General features: G+C 63.5%; 13 protein-coding genes. 1 reads left to right on the plus strand and 12 read right to left on the minus strand.

Features of this window, described 5'->3' with window-relative positions; translation table 11 throughout:
* The first annotated feature begins 64 nt into the window (after positions 1–64).
* A complete protein-coding gene (locus ACIPO9_RS04715) occupies positions 65–2350 on the plus strand; it encodes a heavy metal translocating P-type ATPase (RefSeq protein WP_400779092.1) in 2286 nt (761 codons plus the stop codon).
* A 111-nt stretch (positions 2351–2461) separates the two neighbouring features.
* Here the strand turns inward: ACIPO9_RS04715 and hutG are convergent, their stop codons facing one another.
* The 12 genes from hutG to nhaA form a co-directional block, all read right to left on the minus strand.
* Positions 2462–3265, minus strand: coding sequence for an N-formylglutamate deformylase (gene hutG / locus ACIPO9_RS04720; protein ID WP_400779094.1), 804 nt, complete (start codon positions 3263–3265; stop codon positions 2462–2464).
* A 13-nt stretch (positions 3266–3278) separates the two neighbouring features.
* Positions 3279–4484, minus strand: a complete 1206-nt coding sequence (hutI, locus tag ACIPO9_RS04725; RefSeq protein ID WP_400779095.1) for an imidazolonepropionase — start codon at positions 4482–4484, stop codon at positions 3279–3281.
* A gap of 115 nt (positions 4485–4599) precedes the next feature.
* Positions 4600–5991, minus strand: a complete 1392-nt coding sequence (locus tag ACIPO9_RS04730) for an amino acid permease (RefSeq protein ID WP_400605819.1) — start codon at positions 5989–5991, stop codon at positions 4600–4602.
* A 194-nt stretch (positions 5992–6185) separates the two neighbouring features.
* Complete coding sequence (gene hutH, locus ACIPO9_RS04735; protein ID WP_400779097.1) at positions 6186–7736, minus strand: histidine ammonia-lyase; 1551 nt, start codon at positions 7734–7736, stop codon at positions 6186–6188.
* The gene (gene hutH / locus ACIPO9_RS04740; protein WP_274134984.1) at positions 7733–9370 is read right to left on the minus strand and encodes a histidine ammonia-lyase; all 1638 of its coding nucleotides are present in this window, start codon (positions 9368–9370) and stop codon (positions 7733–7735) included. Before hutH (ACIPO9_RS04740) ends, hutH (ACIPO9_RS04735) begins: the two co-directional genes overlap by 4 nt.
* A 14-nt stretch (positions 9371–9384) precedes the next feature.
* Positions 9385–10224: a glycine betaine/L-proline ABC transporter ATP-binding protein gene (locus ACIPO9_RS04745; protein ID WP_274134983.1), complete on the minus strand. Its 840-nt coding sequence runs from the start codon at positions 10222–10224 to the stop codon at positions 9385–9387.
* Complete coding sequence (locus ACIPO9_RS04750; protein WP_274134981.1) at positions 10224–11075, minus strand: proline/glycine betaine ABC transporter permease; 852 nt, start codon at positions 11073–11075, stop codon at positions 10224–10226. The genes ACIPO9_RS04745 and ACIPO9_RS04750 overlap by 1 nt, the downstream gene beginning before the upstream one ends.
* A gap of 161 nt (positions 11076–11236) precedes the next feature.
* On the minus strand, positions 11237–12202 hold the full coding sequence (locus ACIPO9_RS04755) for an ABC transporter substrate-binding protein (RefSeq protein ID WP_400779099.1): 966 nt from the start codon (positions 12200–12202) through the stop codon (positions 11237–11239).
* Positions 12199–13662 carry a cytosine permease gene (locus tag ACIPO9_RS04760; protein WP_274134979.1) on the minus strand — a complete coding sequence of 488 codons (1464 nt, stop codon included), beginning with the start codon at positions 13660–13662 and terminating at the stop codon, positions 12199–12201. Before ACIPO9_RS04760 ends, ACIPO9_RS04755 begins: the two co-directional genes overlap by 4 nt.
* 193 nt (positions 13663–13855) lie before the next feature.
* Positions 13856–15553, minus strand: a complete 1698-nt coding sequence (gene hutU / locus ACIPO9_RS04765) for a urocanate hydratase (protein ID WP_400779101.1) — start codon at positions 15551–15553, stop codon at positions 13856–13858.
* Between the two features lie 375 nt (positions 15554–15928).
* Entirely contained in the window at positions 15929–16645 is a 717-nt protein-coding gene (locus tag ACIPO9_RS04770) for an anti-sigma factor domain-containing protein (protein ID WP_274134977.1), read from the minus strand.
* Between the two features lie 158 nt (positions 16646–16803).
* Complete coding sequence (nhaA, locus tag ACIPO9_RS04775) at positions 16804–17982, minus strand: Na+/H+ antiporter NhaA (protein ID WP_400779103.1); 1179 nt, start codon at positions 17980–17982, stop codon at positions 16804–16806.
* Positions 17983–18055 lie beyond the last annotated feature (73 nt).

The following is an 18055-nucleotide window of genomic DNA, read 5'->3' on the forward strand; positions in this document are numbered from 1 at the left end:
GGCTTGACCCTATAGTGGCTACAGGGTGTTCACTTGGCAACAAGCACACTTAGAGACTCGACTTATGAGTGACTCTGTACACAAGCATTCGCCAAACGATCACGCAGGCCATGACCATCACGGCCACGGCCATGCCTTCCATGACGCTGCACCGGGCAAGTTCACCCCCGTGGGCAAGCACGAGCATCACGCCCATTCCTGCTGCTCCCATAACAGCGCGCCAGCCAGTGTCACTGTCGGCACGGCCACTGAAGACGGGCGCCTGAGCCAGTTCCGCATCGAAGCCATGGACTGCCCCACCGAACAGACGCTCATCCAGAACAAGCTGGGCAAGATGGCGGGCATCCAGAAGCTGGAATTCAACCTGATCAACCGCGTGCTGGGCGTGTGGCACGAGCTGCCTTCTGCCGAGCCGATTCGCGAGGCCATCGGCACGCTGGGCATGCAGGCGGACCTGATCGAAGCGGGCGGCGATAGCGACAAAGCCGTTGCGCCTGCGGCGAAGAAAGCCTGGTGGCCGTTGGCGCTGTCCGGCGTCGCTGCGGTGGCGGCGGAGGTCATTCATTTCACCAATGCCGCGCCCAACTGGGTGGTAGCGCTGGTTGCCCTGGTGGCGATTGTCAGCTGCGGCCTGACCACCTACAAAAAGGGCTGGATCGCCCTGAAGAACTTCAACCTCAACATCAACGCGCTGATGAGCATCGCGGTGACTGGCGCCGTGCTGATCGGGCAGTGGCCGGAAGCGGCGATGGTGATGTTTCTGTTTACCGTGGCCGAGTTGATCGAGGCCCGCTCCCTGGACCGTGCTCGCAACGCGATCAGCGGCTTGATGCAACTGACTCCGCAGATGGTCACCGTGCAGCAGGACAGCCAGTGGGTCGAAGCCGAGGCCAAACAGATCGTGCTGGGCAGCGTGGTGCGGGTCAAGCCGGGCGAACGTATCGGGCTGGACGGCGAAGTGGTGGCCGGGCATTCGACCATCGACCAGGCGCCCATCACCGGCGAAAGCCTGCCGGTGGAGAAGAACATCGGTGACAAGGTGTTCGCCGGGACTATCAATCAGGCTGGCTCCCTGGAATACCGGGTGACCGCAGCGGCGAACGACTCGACGCTGGCGCGGATCATCCATGCAGTCGAAGCGGCGCAAGGTGCGCGGGCGCCGACCCAGCGCTTCGTCGACAGCTTCTCGAAGGTCTACACGCCCGCAGTGTTCGTTCTGGCCCTGGCGGTGGCCATCGTCCCGCCGCTGTTCATGGGCGCGGACTGGTTCGACTGGATCTATCGCGCGCTGGTGTTGCTGGTGGTGGCCTGCCCCTGTGCGCTGGTGATTTCCACGCCGGTGAGCATCGTCAGCGGCTTGGCTGCGGCGGCGCGCAAGGGGATTCTGGTCAAGGGCGGCGTCTATCTGGAAATGGGCCACAAGCTCGATTGTCTGGCGCTGGACAAGACGGGCACCATCACTCACGGCAAGCCGGTGCAGACCGACTACGTGCTGCTCGATGAGGCGTTTGGCGAGCGGGCCTTGGCCATCTCTGCAAGCCTTGCAGGGCGTTCCGATCACCCGGTTTCCCAGGCCATCGCCAAGGCGTTCGGGCCGGATGGGCATTTGCCGGTGGAAGCGTTCGAGGCGCTGGGCGGTCGGGGTGTGAAAGGCGAGATCGAAGGGCGCCTGTATCACCTGGGCAACCATCGGCTGGTGCACGAGGCCGGGCTGTGTTCGCCGGCACTTGAAGCGCGCCTTGAGGCGCTGGAGGCACAGGGCAAAACGGTGGTGTTGCTGTTCGATACGAGCGGTGCGCTGGCGTTGTTCGCCGTGGCCGATACGGTCAAGGAAACCAGCCGGGATGCCATCGCGCAGTTGCATGCTCTGGGGGTGAAAACCCTGATGCTGACCGGCGATAACCCGCACACGGCCAAGGCGATTGCCGCTCAGGTGGGCATCGATCAGGCGAAGGGTGATCTGCTGCCGACCGACAAGCTGCAGGCCATTGAAGCGCTGTACGCGCAGAACCATCGGGTGGGCATGGTCGGCGACGGTATCAACGACGCCCCGGCGCTGGCTCGGGCCGAGATCGGCTTCGCCATGGCGGCAGCGGGAACGGACACCGCCATCGAGACGGCTGACGTGGCGTTGATGGACGACGACTTGCGCAAGATCCCGGCGTTCATTCGCCTGTCTCGGGATACCGCCGCGGTGCTCAAGCAGAACATCGCCTTGGCGCTGGTCATCAAGGCGATCTTTCTGGTGGTGACCTTTGCAGGGATGGCGACCATGTGGATGGCGGTCTTCGCCGACATGGGCGTGAGTTTGCTGGTGGTGTTCAACGGGTTGCGGTTGCTTCGCAAATAGACGCCACAACCCTGTAGGAGCGCGCTTGCCCGCGACCGCAGTGTGTCAGTACACACATTCGTACCTGACGCACCGCAGTCGCGGGCAAGCGCGCTCCCACGAGAACCTTGCTTACTTGCCGTAAGTCTCGCGGCCCCAATCGATCATCTGCTGCAATAACTGCTTCAACACCACCCGCGTCGGGTCGGCCAGCTCAGGGCGGTAGTGGAAGGGCACGAACTCGTCCATGTAGTTGCTCTGCGCCAGCTCCAGCTGCACGGCGTGTATGTGTTCGGCCGGGTTGCCGTAGTGGCGGGTGATGTGGCCGCCCTTGAACCTGCCGTTGAGCACATGGCTGTAGTCCTTGGCGGCGGCGCAGGTGGCTTCCAGGCGTTTGGCCAGGGTTTCATCGCAGCTCGCGCCGTTGAAGGTGCCCAGGTTGAAGTCCGGCAGGCGGCCATCGAACAGGTGCGGAATGTGCCCGCGAATCGAGTGGGCGTCGAACAGCAGCGCGTAGCCGAACTCGTCGCGCAGGCGCTCCAGCTCATTGCGCAGGGTGTCATGGTACGGCGTCCAGATTTTCGCGAGATAAGTCGCGCGCTCTTCCTTGCTCGGCTCCTGGCCCGGCTTGAACAGCGGGTCGCCTTCGAACAGCGTCGAAGGGAACAGCCCGGTGGTCGCGCCGGCGTACAGCGGCTTGTCGTCGGAGGGACGGTTGAGGTCGATGACGAAGCGCGAGTATTCGGCGGCCAGTACGCTGGCACCCAGGTCGTGGGCGAAGTCATACAGGCGCGGGATGTGCCAGTCGGTGTCCGGCAGGCTGACTGCCTCGTCCACCAGGCCGTCGCGCACCACCGGCGTCAGGTTCAGCCCCGGATGCGGCATGCTGATGAGCAGCGGTACACGACCGCGAGTGAAACTCAGAACCTTATCCACAATGTTCTCCTGATTAGAAACGACTTTCCACGCCGTGACGCACGACGCGCTTGTCCAGATCCCCGCCCAGCCAATAGGCCAGGTCCGCCGGGCGTTCGATGTTCCAGGCCACGAAGTCGGCGACCTTGCCCACTTCCAGCGAGCCATGGGTGTCAGCCATGCCCATCGCCTGGGCGGCATGGATCGTGGCGCCGGCCAGGGCTTCTTCCGGCGTCATGCGGAACAGGGTGCAGGCCATGTTCAGCATCAGGCGCAGGGACAGGCCCGGCGAGGTGCCAGGGTTGAGGTCGGTGGCGATGGCGATCTTCACGCCGTGCTTGCGCAAGGCATCCATCGGCGGCAACTGGGTTTCGCGCAGGAAGTAGAACGCCCCCGGCAGCAGCACGGCGACGGTGCCCGAGGCGGCCATGGCGATGGCGTCTTCCTCGGTCATGAATTCCAGATGGTCGGCCGACAGCGCCTGATAGCGCGCCGCCAGGCTCGAGCCGTGCAGCGACGACAGTTGCTCGGCGTGCAGCTTGACCGGCAATCCCAGCTCGCCTGCGGTGATGAACACCTGCTCGACCTGCGCGGGGGAAAACGCCAGGTATTCGCAGAAGGCATCGACAGCGTCCACCAGATCTTCGGCTGCCAGCGCCGGCAGCATCTCGCTGCAGATGTGCGAGATGTAGGCGTCGGACTGATCCTTGTATTCCGGCGGCAGGGCGTGGGCGGCCAGGCAGGTGCTGCGCACGGTGACCGGGAGTTTCTCGCCCAGTTGCCGGGCGACGCGCAGCATCTTGCGCTCGTTGGCCAGGTCCAGGCCGTAGCCGGACTTGATCTCGACCGTGGTCACGCCGTCTTTCATCAGGTGCAGCAGACGGCGCTCGGCGCTGGCGTACAACTGTTCTTCGCTGGCTGCGCGGGTGGCGCGCACGGTGCTGGCGATACCGCCACCGGCGGCTGCGATTTCCGCGTAGCTCACGCCTTGCAGACGCTGCTCGAATTCACCGCTGCGGTTGCCGCCGAACACGGTGTGGGTGTGGCAGTCGATCAGGCCGGGGGTGACCCAGGCACCGGCCAGGTCCACCGATTGCACCTCGCCTTGCTCTGGCAACTCAGCACGCGGGCCGATCCAGGCGATATGCGCGCCGTCGGTGACGATGGCCGCGTCCTCGATGATCGAGTAAGAGCCGTTCGCCATGCTTGCTGCGTGACAGTTGTGCCAGAGCGTTTTCATCAGTGCCTCCACAAAACAGTTGTAATGCCCCGTAGCAGCGCGGCTTGCCGGCGGGAGCGGTGTGTCAGGCAATTTATCGTCGGCTGACACACCGCCCCGCCGGCAAGCCGTGCTGCTACGGGGCTGTGTTTATGACCCGATTCTGTCCGGGCTTGACCCAGACCCGGTATGCAACCACCAGCAACACGATCCACACCGCGCCGACCACCAGGGCCGCTTGCGTGTCCGGGAAGTAACCCAGCACGGCGAACACGAACACCATGAACGCGGTGGCGGCGATGGGCGCGGCGGGCCAGAACGGGACCGGGAATTTCAGTTGTGCGACTTCGTCCTTGCTCATCGAGCGGCGCATGGCGATCTGCGTCACCAGAATCATCAGCCACACCCAGACGGTGGCGAAGGTGGCGATGGACGCGATCAGCAGGAACACGTTTTCCGGAATCAGGTAGTTCAGCACCACGCCGACCAGCAGCGCGCCGCCCATCACCAGCACGGTCATCCACGGCACGCCTGCGCCGGAAAGCTGCGCGAAACCCTTGGGCGCCTGGCCTTGTCGCGCCAGGCCGTACATCATGCGGCCCGCGCCGAAGATGTCGCTGTTGATCGCCGAAACGGCTGCCGAGATCACCACGATGTTGAGGATGATCGCCGCAGACGGAATTCCCAGTTTTTCGAAAATCTGCACGAAGGGGCTGCCCTGGCTGCCGATTTCCTGCCACGGGTAGAGCGACATCAATACGAACAGCGTCAGCACGTAAAACAGCAGGATGCGCAGCGGCACCGCGTTGATCGCGCGGGGAATCACGCGCTCGGGGTCGCGCGCTTCGCCTGCGGCCACGCCAATGATTTCAATGCCGCCAAAGGCGAACATCACCACGGCCAGCGCCGCGACCAGGCCACTGACGCCGTTGGGCATGAAGCCGCCCTGGGTCCACAGGTTGCTCACGTGGCTGACGCTGTCGCCGGCCGATGAGCCGATGCCGAACAGCAGGATGCCGAAGCCTGCGAGGATCATGGCGATGATCGCGCCGACCTTGAGCAGCGACAGCCAGAATTCAGTCTCGCCAAACACTTTGACGCTGCACAGGTTGAGCGCGCCAATCACGAAAACGATGCCGAGCACCCAGATCCAGCGGGGCACTTCGGGGAACCAGAAACCCATGTAGATCCCGAACGCCGTGACGTCGGCCAGGCAGACGATGATCATTTCGAATGCGTAGGTCCAGCCCAGGACGAAACCTGCCATGGGGCCCAGGTATTGCGTGGCGTACTCGCTGAACGAGCCTGCCACAGGATTGCGTACGGCCATCTCGCCCAGGGCGCGCATGACCATGTACACCGCGGCGCCCGCGATGAGGTAGACCAGCAGCACGGCGGGGCCGGCCAGTTTGATGGCGGACGCCGAGCCATAGAACAGCCCGGTGCCGATCGCCGAGCCCAGCGCCATGAAGCGAATGTGCCGGGCGCTGAGCCCGCGTTTAAGATCTGTTGCGTTTTGCGGTTTCATCTCACGCTTTTCCTGGTAGTTCTTTTGCTGAAATGAAGAGCGCACGTCCCGTAGGAGCGCGCTTGCCCGCGACTGCGGTGTGTCATTTGCCTATCCGTCGGCTGACACACCGCTGTCGCGGGCAAGCGCGCTCCTACAAGAGGCTCGTGCCCAAATCCTCATTTCAATGACAGGCCGTCCCTGGCCTGTCCCGATCAGAAGCTCGGCAGCAGGTCAGCGGACACCAGTTCGCTCAGGCAATTGGATGCCAGAAGCGCGGTGGCGGCCTCGATGTCAGGGGCGAAGAAGCGGTCTTTCTCATAGAACGGAACCTTGCCACGCAAGGTCGTGCGAGCGATTTCCAGTTTTTCCGAGGTCTTCAGACCATTGCGCAGATCCAGACCCTGACACGCAGCCAGCCATTCTACAGCCAGAACGCCACGGGTGTTTTCCGCCATTTCCCACAGGCGCTTGCCGGCAGCCGGCGCCATGGACACATGGTCTTCCTGGTTGGCGGAGGTCGGCAGGCTGTCGACGCTGTGCGGATGGGACAGGGCCTTGTTCTCGCTCGCCAGCGCCGCAGCAGTCACCTGGGCGATCATGAAGCCGGAGTTGACGCCGCCGTTGGCCACCAGAAACGGCGGCAACTGGGACATGTGCTTGTCCATCATCAGCGAGATGCGGCGTTCGCTCAGCGAGCCGATTTCGGCGATGGCCAGGGCGATGTTGTCCGCGGCCATGGCCACAGGTTCGGCGTGGAAGTTGCCGCCGGAGATCACTTCGCCTTCGGCGGCGAACACCAGCGGGTTGTCCGACACGGCGTTGGCTTCGATGGCCAGCACTTCGGACGCCTGGCGCAGTTGAGTCAGGCAGGCGCCCATGACTTGTGGCTGGCAACGCAGGGAGTAGGGGTCCTGCACCTTGTCGCAGTCGCGGTGGGATTCGGACACCTGGCTGGCGTCGCCCAGCAGGTCGCGATAAGCAGCAGCGGAATCGATCTGCCCGCGCTGGCCGCGAGCGGCATGGATGCGCGCATCGAATGGCGAACGCGAGCCCAGCACCGCCTCGACGGTCAGGGCGCCGCAGCTCAAGGCACCGGCGAACAGATCTTCGCCTTCGAACAGGCCGCGCAGGGCATAGGCGGTGGACACCTGGGTGCCGTTGAGCAGCGCCAGACCTTCCTTGGCCGCCAGGGTCAGCGGTTTGAGGCCGGCCACAGCCAGTGCTTCCACGGCGTTGACCCACTGGCCCTTGTGCCGGGCCTTGCCTTCGCCCAGCAGCACCAGCGACATGTGCGCCAGCGGAGCCAGGTCGCCGGATGCGCCGACCGAACCCTTGAGCGGAATGTGTGGGTAGACCTCGGCGTTGATCAGCGCGATCAGGCCGTCGATGACCTGACGACGAATACCGGAGAAACCACGGCTCAGGCTGTTGACCTTGAGCACCATGATCAGGCGCACCAGCGCATCGCTGATCGGCTCGCCGACACCGGCGGCGTGGGACAGCACCAGCGAGCGCTGCAGGTTTTCCAGATCGGCGCTGGCGATGCGGGTCGATGCCAGCAGGCCGAAACCGGTGTTGATGCCGTAGGCGGTGCGGTTTTCGGCCAGGATCTGCTCGACGCAGGCCACGCTGTTTTCGATCTGCTGGTCGGCGCTGGCGTCCAGCGTCAGGGTCACGGGTTGCTGATAGATCGCGCGCAGTTGCGCCAGGGTCAACTGGCCGGGGATCAGGTTCAGCGGGGTCGCCTTTTGGGTATCGGTCACGATGCTGCTACTCCTTCGTTGATGGCTGTCGCGTGCCTTGAACCGGCTCCTGCCTGTTCCGCGCTTGTGGCGCTCGGACTGCGACTGTTGCTGTTATGGGTTGCCGCGTAATCGCGGCAGACCTGAAAGACGGTTTCCAGCGATTCTTCGTTCTTGAGCAGGGTCACGCTGCTGGCAATGTCGGGGGCTAGCCAGCGGTCTTCGTCATAGGCCGGCACGCGCTCGCGCAGCAGGCGCCACGCAGCTTCGGTGCCGACGCCGAAGCGCGGGCCCTTGAAGAATTCGAAGGCCTGGGCGGCCAGCAGGTACTCGATGGCGAGGATCTGCGTGACGTTCTCCAGCACCTTGTGCAGCTTGAGGGCGGCGCTGGTGCCCATGCTCAGGTGATCTTCCTGCAGGCCCGAGGTCACGTAGTTGTCGATGACCGCCGGCTGCGCCATCTGGCGATTTTCCGCGCACAGGGAGGCGGCGACGTACTGCACGATCATCATCCCGGAGTTGACCCCAGGCTGGCTGACCAGAAACGCCGGCAGGCCGCTGACCGTCGGGTTGATCAGGCGGTCCAGGCGGCGCTCGGCAATTGAACCCAGCTCGGCCATGGCAATCGCCAGCAGGTCGGCAGCCATCGCCACGGACTGGCCGTGGGGGTTGGCCTGGGACACCACGCGATACGCCTCGGGCGTGCCCAACAGCAGCGGGTTGTCGGTGGCCGAGTTGAGCTCGGTTTCGATCTGCCGCGTGGCGTGGGACAGCTGGTCGCGGGTGGCACCATGGACCTGCGGGATCGAGCGGATGCTCAAGGCGTCCTGGGTGCGAATGCCCTGGCTGTTGGCCAGCACTTCGCTGCCCGCCAAAAGCCCGCGCAGGTTCTTGCCCACCTGCTGCATGCCAGGATGCGGCTTGAGGGCGATGATGGTTTCGTCGAATGCGTCGAGCTGGCCGCGCAGACCCTCGAAGGTCATGGCACTGATGACGTCTGCCCACTGCATCAGGCGGTTCACGTCGGCGATGGCCAGGCAACCGAGGCCGGTCATGCACGGTGTGCCGTTGACCAGGCACAGCCCGTCCTTGGCACCCAGTTCAACTGGCGAGAGGCCTTCTTCGTTCAGCGCCTGCAAGGCCGACACCACCTGGCCGCGATAGCTGACCTGGCCGACGCCCAGCAGCGCGACGCCGACGTGGGCCATGTGGGTCAGGTAACCCACCGAGCCCTGGGACGGCACCTGCGGCGTGATGCGATGGTTGAGCAGGTCCAGCAGCGCCTGCACCACCTGACGGTGAATGCCGGACTTGCCCTGGGTGTAGTTGACGATGGCGGCGCAGGTGATGGCGCGAGTCTGTTCATCGGGCAGCACGGGGCCGACGCCGCAGGCATGGCTGAGCAGGGTGTTGCGCGAAAGGCGGCTCAACTGCTCGCGCTCCAGCGACACGTTGCACAGCGCGCCAAGCCCGGTGTTCACGCCATAGGCGCGTTCACCGCTGGTGACGATGCGCTGCACGATGGCCTGGGCGTTGTCGATGCGTGCCCAGGCGCCGTCCGACAGGGCCAGGTGTGCGCCATGACGGGCCACGGCGGTGATGTCCCGCCAGGTGACCGGTGCATCGCCGATGATGATCTGTTCTGCTCGCGACATGAGTGCTGCCGTCCTTAAAGGGTCGCCACGCGCCGCTGGACGAAACGATCGACGTATTCATCGGCGGGCTGGTAGAGGATTTCTTTCGGTGTTCCCACCTGGATCAGCTTGCCGTCCTTGAGGATGGCGATCCGGTTGCCGATGCGCACGGCTTCGTCCAGGTCGTGGGTGATGAACACGATGGTCTTGTGCAGGGTCGATTGCAGCTCCAGCAACTGGTCCTGCATCTCGGCGCGGATCAGCGGGTCGAGGGCGCTGAAGGCCTCGTCCATCAGGATGATGTCGGTGTCGGCTGCCAGCGCGCGGGCCAGGCCGACGCGCTGACGCATGCCGCCGGAGAGCTGGTGCGGGTATTTCTTCTCGTAGCCCTTCAGGCCCACGGTGGTGATCCAGTGCTGCGCGCGCTCGGCGCACTGGGCCTTGCTCTCGCCACGAATGGTCAGGCCGTAGGCGACGTTTTCGGTCACGGTCTTGTGGGGTAGCAGGCCGAAGCTCTGGAACACCATGCTGATCTTGCGGCGGCGGAAGTCGCGCAGGGCTTCGGTGTCATAGGCCAGGATGTTCTCGCCATCGACCAGGATCTCGCCGCTGGTGGGATCGATCAGGCGGTTGAAGTGGCGCACCAGGGTCGATTTGCCGGAACCGGACAGGCCCATGATGACGAAGATCTCGCCGCTGCCGATGGACAGCGACAGGTCGTTCACGCCGACCACGCAGCCGGTCTGCGACAGCACCTGATCCTTGCTCTGGCTCTGCTGAACCATGGCCAGCGCCTCTTTGGCGCGGCTGCCGAAGATCTTGTAGACGTTTTTGACGACAATCTTGTCGGCGGTTTTGATCGATTCGACGCTCATTATTTGTTCGCCTCATGCCGTGGACGGCCATAGGCCTGTGTGATGCGGTCGATCACGACCGCCAGGATGACGATGGCCAGACCCGCTTCCAGGCCACGACCGACGTTGAGGGTCTGAATGCCCACCAGCACGTCCTCGCCCAGACCGCGGGCGCCGATCATCGAGGCGATCACCACCATCGACAGGGCCATCATGGTGGTCTGGTTGATCCCGGCCATGATGCTTGGCAGGGCCAGCGGCAGTTGCACGCCGAACAGTTGCTGCCAGCGGTTGGCGCCAAAGGCGTTGATCGCCTCCATGACTTCGCCGTCAACCTGGCGGATGCCAAGGTCGGTCAGGCGAATCAGCGGCGGTGCGGCGTAGATGACGGTGGCGAAGATCGCCGGGACCTTGCCCAGGCCGAACAGCATCAGCACCGGAATCAGGTAAACGAAGCTGGGCATGGTCTGCATGATGTCCAGCAGCGGCATCAGCACCGAGCGCAGGCGGTTGCTGCGGGCCGACAGAATGCCCAGCGGCACGCCGATGATCACCGAAATGAAGGTGGCGACCAGCATCAGTGCCAGGGTCTGCATCAGTTTGTCCCACAGGCCGACGGCGCCGACCAGGAACAGCAAGCCGACGATCACGGCTGTGGTGGTGATCTTGCGGGTCGAGTGCCAGGCGATGCCACCGACGATGGCCAGCAACACCCACCACGGCGCCACGCGCAACAGGCCTTCGAGCTGGACGATGGCCCACAGCAGGGTGTCGGAAATGTGCCGGAACACATCGCCATAGTTGGTGACCAGTTTGTCGACCCAGTCGTTGACCCAGTTGGCGATGGAGAACGTGAAGCTTTCGGGGAACATAGGTTTATCTCGGTCCAGTAAGTGGTACGCGTCTGCTGCCGGATAGTGCGCTGTCACTGTAGGAGCGCGCTTGCCCGCGATTGCGTCGCGTCAGGCGCCCATTGTGTCGGATGGGCTGCCGTCGTCGCGGGCAAGCGCGCTCCTACAGATCGAGTCGCGAGTCAGAGAGAAGCATCAACCTTCTTGGCAGCATCTTCGCTGACCCATTGATGCCAGACTTCAGGGTGCTCCTTGAGGAACATCTTCGCCAGCTTCGGCGACTCGATGCGGTCCTTGGTCATGCGTGCCAGGTTCTGGTTCAGCAGGTCGATCGGGATATTGACCTTCTCCATCACGGCCACCAGCTCAGGCGCCTCGTCGTGGAAGGTCTTGGACAGGCCGACCTTGATGTCGATGGTCTTGTTCACGCCGGCTTTCTCTTCCAGGCGCACCATGTCGACCTGGCCCATCAGCGGGGTAGGCGACCAGTAGTAGGCCAGGATCGGCTCGCCACGCTTGTAGCTGGAGAGAATCGCGGCATCCAGCGCAGGGCCGGTGCCTGGGCGGAAGTTGGTGTACTTGTCTTCCAGACCGTAGCTTTTCAGCATCTCGGTGTTTTCAAGCTCGCAGGTCCAGCCAGCCGGGCAGTTGTAGAAGCGGCCCTTGCCTGGCTCTTCGGCGTCCTTGAACAGCGCCGGGTACTTGCCCAGGTCGGCGATGGACTTCAGGTCCGGTGCCTTGGCTTCCAGCTTGCGCTTGGCGTCGCCTTCGATCACGTAGCGCGGCACGTACCAGCCTTCGACTGCACCCTTGACCGGCGCCCCGACGCCGACCACTTTGCCGGCCTTCTCGGCCTTGTTCCACACCTCGCTGCGGCCTACCCATTCCTCGGAGAAGACCTGGATATCGTTGGTGCCCAGGGCGTTTTCCATGGTGATGGAGTTACCCGGAAGGCTGTCGGTCTTGCAGCCATAGCCCTTGTCCAGCACCACTTGCAGGATGTCGGTCAGCAGCATGGCGCTTTCCCAGTTCAGACCTGCGAACTTCACAGGCTTGCCGGATTCACACCAACCCGCGGCCTGACTGGCGCCACTGGCGAGCACGCCGACGGTTAGAAACGTGGAGAGCAGGGCCTTTTTCGTTTTCATTGTGTGACGCTCCGGGTATTGAAGGGGATGTTTTCTGGCACAGCTTGTTCGGTCGGCAGAATCAGCCGGTCGGCAATCTTGCCGGGCCACTTCTTCGCAGCCATGTAATACAGCGCGGCAGGCACCACCAGGCCGATGATCCATGAGACATCGGTGTCGTCCAGCGCTGCCACCAACGGGCCAGTGTAGAAGTGGGTGGAGATGAATGGCATCTGGATCAGCACGCCGATCACGTAGATACCGATGCCAATCCAGTTCCAGCGACCATAACGACCGTCAGGGTTGGACAGCGCGGGGATGTCATATCGTTCCTTGGTGATGCAGTAGAAATCCACCAGGTTGATCGCGCTCCACGGCGTGAAGAACGCCAGCAGGAACAGGATGAACGCCGAGAAGTCCTTGAGGAACGAGTCCTTGCCGGCCAATGCCAGTGCGGTGGCGATGCCGACCATGGCGAAAATGTAGGTCAGGCGCAGCGTGCTGGAAATGTGCCGGTTGCCCTTGAAGCCGCTGACGATGGTGGCAATCGACATGAAGCTGCCGTAGGCGTTGAGGGTGGTCACGGTGACCTTGCCGAAGGCGATGCTGAAGTACAACAGCGCGGCGACGATCCCGGTACCGCCCAGGCTTACGATGAACTGCACTTCGTGGTGGGCGAAGTTCTTGCCGGCCAGGGCGGCGGCGAATACGCCGAAGACCATCGACACCTGTGCGCCGATCACCGCACCCAGGCCCACGGCCCAGAAGGTGCTGCGGGCCGAGGTGCTGCGCGGCAGGTAGCGCGAGTAGTCCGCGACATACGGGCCGAACGCGATCTGCCACGACGCCGACAGGGAAATCGCCAGCAGAAAGCTGCTCAGCGAGAAGTGTTTGTTGCCCAGCAGCGCGCCGACATCGTTACCGGCCAGCAAAGCGCCGAACAGGTAGACGAAGGCGATCACGCCGATGATGCTGGCGACCCGGCCGATCATGTGGATGACCCGGTAGCCGAAGATGGTCAGGATCACGATGGCGGCGGCGAACAGCACGATGCCTTGCCAGTCGGGAATCTGAATCAGTTGAGCGACGGCTTGCCCGGCCAGCAACGAGCCGCTGGCGGAAAAACCGATGTACATCAGGCACACCAGCACCAACGGGATTACCGCCCCGTAGACGCCGAACTGCACCCGGCTGGAAATCATCTGCGGCAGGCCCAGCTTCGGCCCTTGCGCCGCGTGCAGCGCCATCACGCCGCCGCCCAGCAGTTGACCGACGAACAAGCCGATCAGCGACCAGAACACGTCACCGCCCAGCACCACGGCCAGGGCCCCGGTGACGATGGCAGTGATCTGCAGGTTGGCACCCAGCCACAGGGTGAATTGACTGAACAGACGACCATGTCTTTCCGCGTCAGGAATGTAGTCGATCGAACGCCTTTCGATCACCGAAGCATTTGCAACACGATCATCTGGAACAGCCATCTCAAACCTTCCCCTAAAGCGTGTGTTTCTGCTGAAAGCTCCCTGTAGGAGCGCGCTTGCCCGCGACAGCGTTGTGTCAGTCGCCCATTGTGTTGGATGGGCTGACGTCATCGCGGGCAAGCGCGCTCCTACAAGTGAGTGGCGCATCGTCCGTGGCGGCACGGCAAGCCGTGCTGCTACGGGTTGTGCCGCCTTACTTGTTGATCATCGGCAGGTTCAAACCCTGCTCTTTGGCGCAGTCGATGGCGATCTGGTAACCGGCATCGGCGTGGCGCATGACGCCGGTCGCAGGGTCGTTGTGCAGGACGCGGGCGATGCGTTCGGCGGCTTCGTCAGTACCGTCACAGACAATCACCATCCCCGAGTGCTGCGAGAAGCCCATGCCGACGCCGCCACCGTGGTGCAGCGAAACCCAGGTCGCGCCGCTCGCGGTGTTGAGCAGGGCGTTGAGCAGTGGCCAGTCGGACACGGCGTCCGAGCCGTCCTGCATCGATTCGGTTTCGCGGTTCGGGCTGGATACCGAACCCGAGTCCAGGTGGTCACGGCCGATCACCACCGGCGCCGACAGCTCGCCGCGACGGACCATTTCGTTGAACGCCAGACCCAGCTTGGCGCGCTGGCCCAGGCCGACCCAGCAGATACGTGCCGGCAGACCCTGGAAGCTGATGCGCTCGCGGGCCATGTCCAGCCAGTTGTGCAGGTGCGCGTCGTCCGGGATCAGTTCCTTGACCTTGGCGTCGGTCTTGTAGATGTCTTCAGCGTTGCCCGACAGCGCCGCCCAGCGGAACGGGCCGATGCCGCGGCAGAACAGCGGACGGATGTAGGCCGGTACGAAGCCTGGGAAGTCGAATGCGTTGCTCACGCCTTCTTCTTTGGCCATCTGACGGATGTTGTTGCCGTAATCGAAGGCCGGGATGCCTTGTTTCTGGAACGCCAGCATGGCCTCGACGTGCTCGGCCATCGACTGCTTGGCGGCCTTGACCACGGCAGCAGGCTCGGTGATGGCGCGGTCGCGGTACTGCTCCCAGGTCCAGCCTTTTGGCAGGTAGCCGTTGAGCGGGTCGTGGGCGCTGGTCTGGTCGGTGACCATGTCAGGGCGAACGCCACGACGGACCAGTTCCGGAAGGATTTCAGCGGCGTTGCCCAGCAGAGCGATGGAGATCGCCTTGCCTTCAGCGGTGTACTTGGCGATGCGCGCCAGTGCGTCGTCCAGGTCGGTTGCCTGCTCGTCGACGTAACGGCTTTTCAGGCGGAAGTCGATGCGGCTCTGCTGGCACTCGATGTTCAGCGAGCAGGCGCCGGCCAGGGTCGCGGCCAGTGGTTGCGCGCCACCCATGCCACCCAGGCCTGCGGTCAGTACCCAGCGGCCTTTCAGGTTGCCGTCATAGTGCTGGCGACCGGCTTCGACGAAGGTTTCGTAGGTGCCCTGGACGATGCCCTGGCTGCCGATGTAGATCCAGCTGCCGGCGGTCATCTGGCCGTACATGGCCAGGCCTTTGGCGTCCAGTTCGTTGAAGTGTTCCCAGTTGGCCCAGTGCGGCACCAGGTTGGAGTTGGCGATCAGCACGCGCGGGGCGTTGCTGTGGGTCTTGAACACGCCGACCGGCTTGCCGGATTGCACCAGCAGGGTCTCGTCTTCGTTCAGGTTGGTCAGGCTTTCGACGATCTTGTCGTAGCACTCCCAGTTACGTGCGGCGCGACCGATACCACCGTAGACCACCAGCTCGTTCGGGTTTTCCGCGACTTCCGGGTCCAGGTTGTTCATCAGCATCCGCAGCGGCGCTTCGGTCAGCCAGCTTTTGGCGGTGAGTGTGGTGCCACGGGCAGCGCGGATTTCCACATCGCGGCGTTTGGTCCATTGCTGAGCTGGGGTTTTGTTGTCAGTAGTCACGTAACGATCCTCGGTAGTCAATCCGGCCCAGGCACTGGGCTGACGGTGCCTGTGTCGAACAGGCGGAATATGGGTGTGGCAGATCAGGCGCCGTTGTCCATGAATCGAAACGGGGCACTGACATACTCTTGCATACTCATATTTACTTGTACATACAAGCATATGCAACCAAGGGGCCAACTCGTCGGGCAGACCGTGCAAAAGCTTTCGAGGCCTTGCGGGGTGGGGCTTGGGAAAATGTCGGGCTGGGCAGGAAGTGTTTCGAGAGGCGTTACACGGAGACGGGAATTGTTACTTTTGGGTGCGCGCGCCCCACGGCGGTGCAATTGGTAACAACTGCTGGAACTGGCCGGTGTGGGTCCACCGGCCATGGGGTCAGATTACCTTCACCGTGCGCCCGATGAACTGGATCGGCCCGCTCGGTTTGGCCGCAATCGGGCCGCCGGCATTTTCCAGCGTCAGCTCGAACACCTGATCGGGATGCAGCGCAGGCAAGTTGTTCAGCCTGACTTTCAACACTTCGCCCGGTTTCACCCGGCCCAGGGAGACGAGCCCGCGTTGATCGCCGGTGTCGGTCCAGAATTGCAGCAGCTTGTCTTCAGGAATTTGAGTGGCGCCCAGCGGAATGAGCTGCACCTCACGGGCATCGCTGATCTGGATCACCCAGCCGGGCGTTTTTTCTTCGGGGGTGGAAAGAAGCGCCACCCAGGACGGTTTGGCGGTCGGGGTCACCTGGGTGAGTAACTGAGTCCCGAAGAGGATCGCGGCAATGGAAGCGCAGATCGCCAGTTTGCGCCAGAAGCCGAGGCTGCTGTGCCAGCGTGCGCCCTTCTTGCGTTTGCCTCGTGGCGCGCGGGTCAGGCTGCCGAGCCGTTGCCACAAGGCAGGCGAGGGCTCCGGTGGTTCGGCTGCCACATCGGTCATGGCCAGCAGGCGCGCTTCCCAACCCTGAATGGCCCGGCGCAGTGCCGGGTCCTGAGTCATGCGTTGCTGCACCTCGGCCCGGCGTTCGGGCGAGAGCGTGCCCAATACGTACTCACCCGCCAGGATCTGCACGTCGTGTTCGGGTGTGATGTCTGATTTCTTGTTCATGCGCTGCATCCCCAGAGCGCGACCGCGCCGCGCTTGATCCGGGAACTCACTGGTAGCAATGGCGCCCGGTTTTTTGTCTCGTCTGGGGATGAGAATAGCTGGCCGTACAAGGATCAAACACTTGGATACGACGCACGGGAGGTCATTGGGCGGCGCGGTCAGCGTTGCGCCAATCGGCTACGCAACAACAACACCCCGGCGATGGCCGAAAGGATCGAACCCAGCAACACGCCGACCTTCACTTCGTCGATCAGATGCGGCGCGCCCGGGAAGGCCAGGTTGCCGATGAACAGGCTCATGGTGAAGCCGATGCCGCACAGCAGCGCCACGCCGTACATCTGCGTCCAGTTGCTGTTCTCGGGCAGCGTCGCCAGGCCCGAGCGGATCGCCAGGGCCGCAGCGAGGAACACCCCGACCTGCTTGCCGATGAACAGCCCGAGGGCGACGCCCAGCGGCACCGGATCCACCAGATTGCCCAGCGTGATGCCCGAGAGCGAGACGCCCGCGTTGGCAAAGCCGAACACCGGGACCACGGCGAAGGCCACCCAGTAGTGCATCTTTTCTTCGAGGAACAGCAGCGGCGACCGCGCCTCTTCCTGGCGGGTGCCCAGCGGAATGCACAGCGCCAGCGCCACGCCGGCCAGTGTTGCGTGTACCCCCGATTGCAATACGAAGAACCACAGCAACAAGCCCAGCACCAGGTACGGCAATAGGCGCTGAACGCCGCTGCGGTTGAGGATCACCAGCACTGCAAGGGTGGCGAAGGATGCGCCGAGCATCGGCAGGTTCAGGCCGGTGCTGTAGAACAGCGCGATGATGGTCACGGCGCCCAGGTCGTCAAGAATCGCCAATGCGGCGAGGAAGACTTTCAGCGAGGTTGGCACGCGCTTGCCCAGCAACGACAGCACGCCCAACGCGAAGGCGATGTCAGTGGCGGCCGGGATCGCCCAGCCACTGAGGGTTTCGGCATGACTTGAATTGATCGCGACATAGATCAATGCCGGCACCAGCATCCCGCCTGCTGCCGCGAAACCGGGCAGGGCGCGCTGACCCCAACTGGAAAGGCCGCCGGCCAGCACTTCGCGTTTGATTTCCAGTCCGACCATCAGGAAGAAGATCGCCATCAGCCCGTCGTTGATCCACAACTCGACCGACAAACCACCCCACACGCTGTGCAACGCCGCGAAGTAGAAGGGCGCCATAGGCGAGTTGGCAACGATGATCGCCGCCAACGCCGCCCCCATCAGCACGATGCCGCCAGCGGATTCCGAAGCGAGGAAACGGGTCAGGATGGCGAGGGCGCGCGGGGTTTCGGTGTTGGAGATGGGCGTTGTCATGCGCGTCCTTGTGAGCGTGGCAAAGGGCGCAAATTAACACAATTGCGTCGTCACGACGGTCGCCGGCGTACCG

Source organism: Pseudomonas sp. NPDC090203 (genome assembly GCF_044746765.1).
In the GTDB taxonomy this organism is placed as follows: domain Bacteria; phylum Pseudomonadota; class Gammaproteobacteria; order Pseudomonadales; family Pseudomonadaceae; genus Aquipseudomonas; species Aquipseudomonas putida_AD.

Bases quoted from the DNA above. Each gene is read 5' to 3' on its own strand.
- ACIPO9_RS04715 (WP_400779092.1), top strand. From the start codon at position 65: ATGAGTGACTCTGTACACAAGCATTCGCCAAACGATCACGCAGGCCAT.
- hutI (WP_400779095.1), bottom strand. From the start codon at position 4,484: ATGAAAACGCTCTGGCACAACTGTCACGCAGCAAGCATGGCGAACGGC.
- ACIPO9_RS04730 (WP_400605819.1), bottom strand. From the start codon at position 5,991: ATGAAACCGCAAAACGCAACAGATCTTAAACGCGGGCTCAGCGCCCGG.
- hutH (WP_274134984.1), bottom strand. From the start codon at position 9,370: ATGTCGCGAGCAGAACAGATCATCATCGGCGATGCACCGGTCACCTGG.
- ACIPO9_RS04745 (WP_274134983.1), bottom strand. From the start codon at position 10,224: ATGAGCGTCGAATCGATCAAAACCGCCGACAAGATTGTCGTCAAAAAC.
- ACIPO9_RS04750 (WP_274134981.1), bottom strand. From the start codon at position 11,075: ATGTTCCCCGAAAGCTTCACGTTCTCCATCGCCAACTGGGTCAACGAC.
- ACIPO9_RS04755 (WP_400779099.1), bottom strand. From the start codon at position 12,202: ATGAAAACGAAAAAGGCCCTGCTCTCCACGTTTCTAACCGTCGGCGTG.
- ACIPO9_RS04760 (WP_274134979.1), bottom strand. From the start codon at position 13,662: ATGGCTGTTCCAGATGATCGTGTTGCAAATGCTTCGGTGATCGAAAGG.
- ACIPO9_RS04770 (WP_274134977.1), bottom strand. From the start codon at position 16,645: ATGAACAAGAAATCAGACATCACACCCGAACACGACGTGCAGATCCTG.
- nhaA (WP_400779103.1), bottom strand. From the start codon at position 17,982: ATGACAACGCCCATCTCCAACACCGAAACCCCGCGCGCCCTCGCCATC.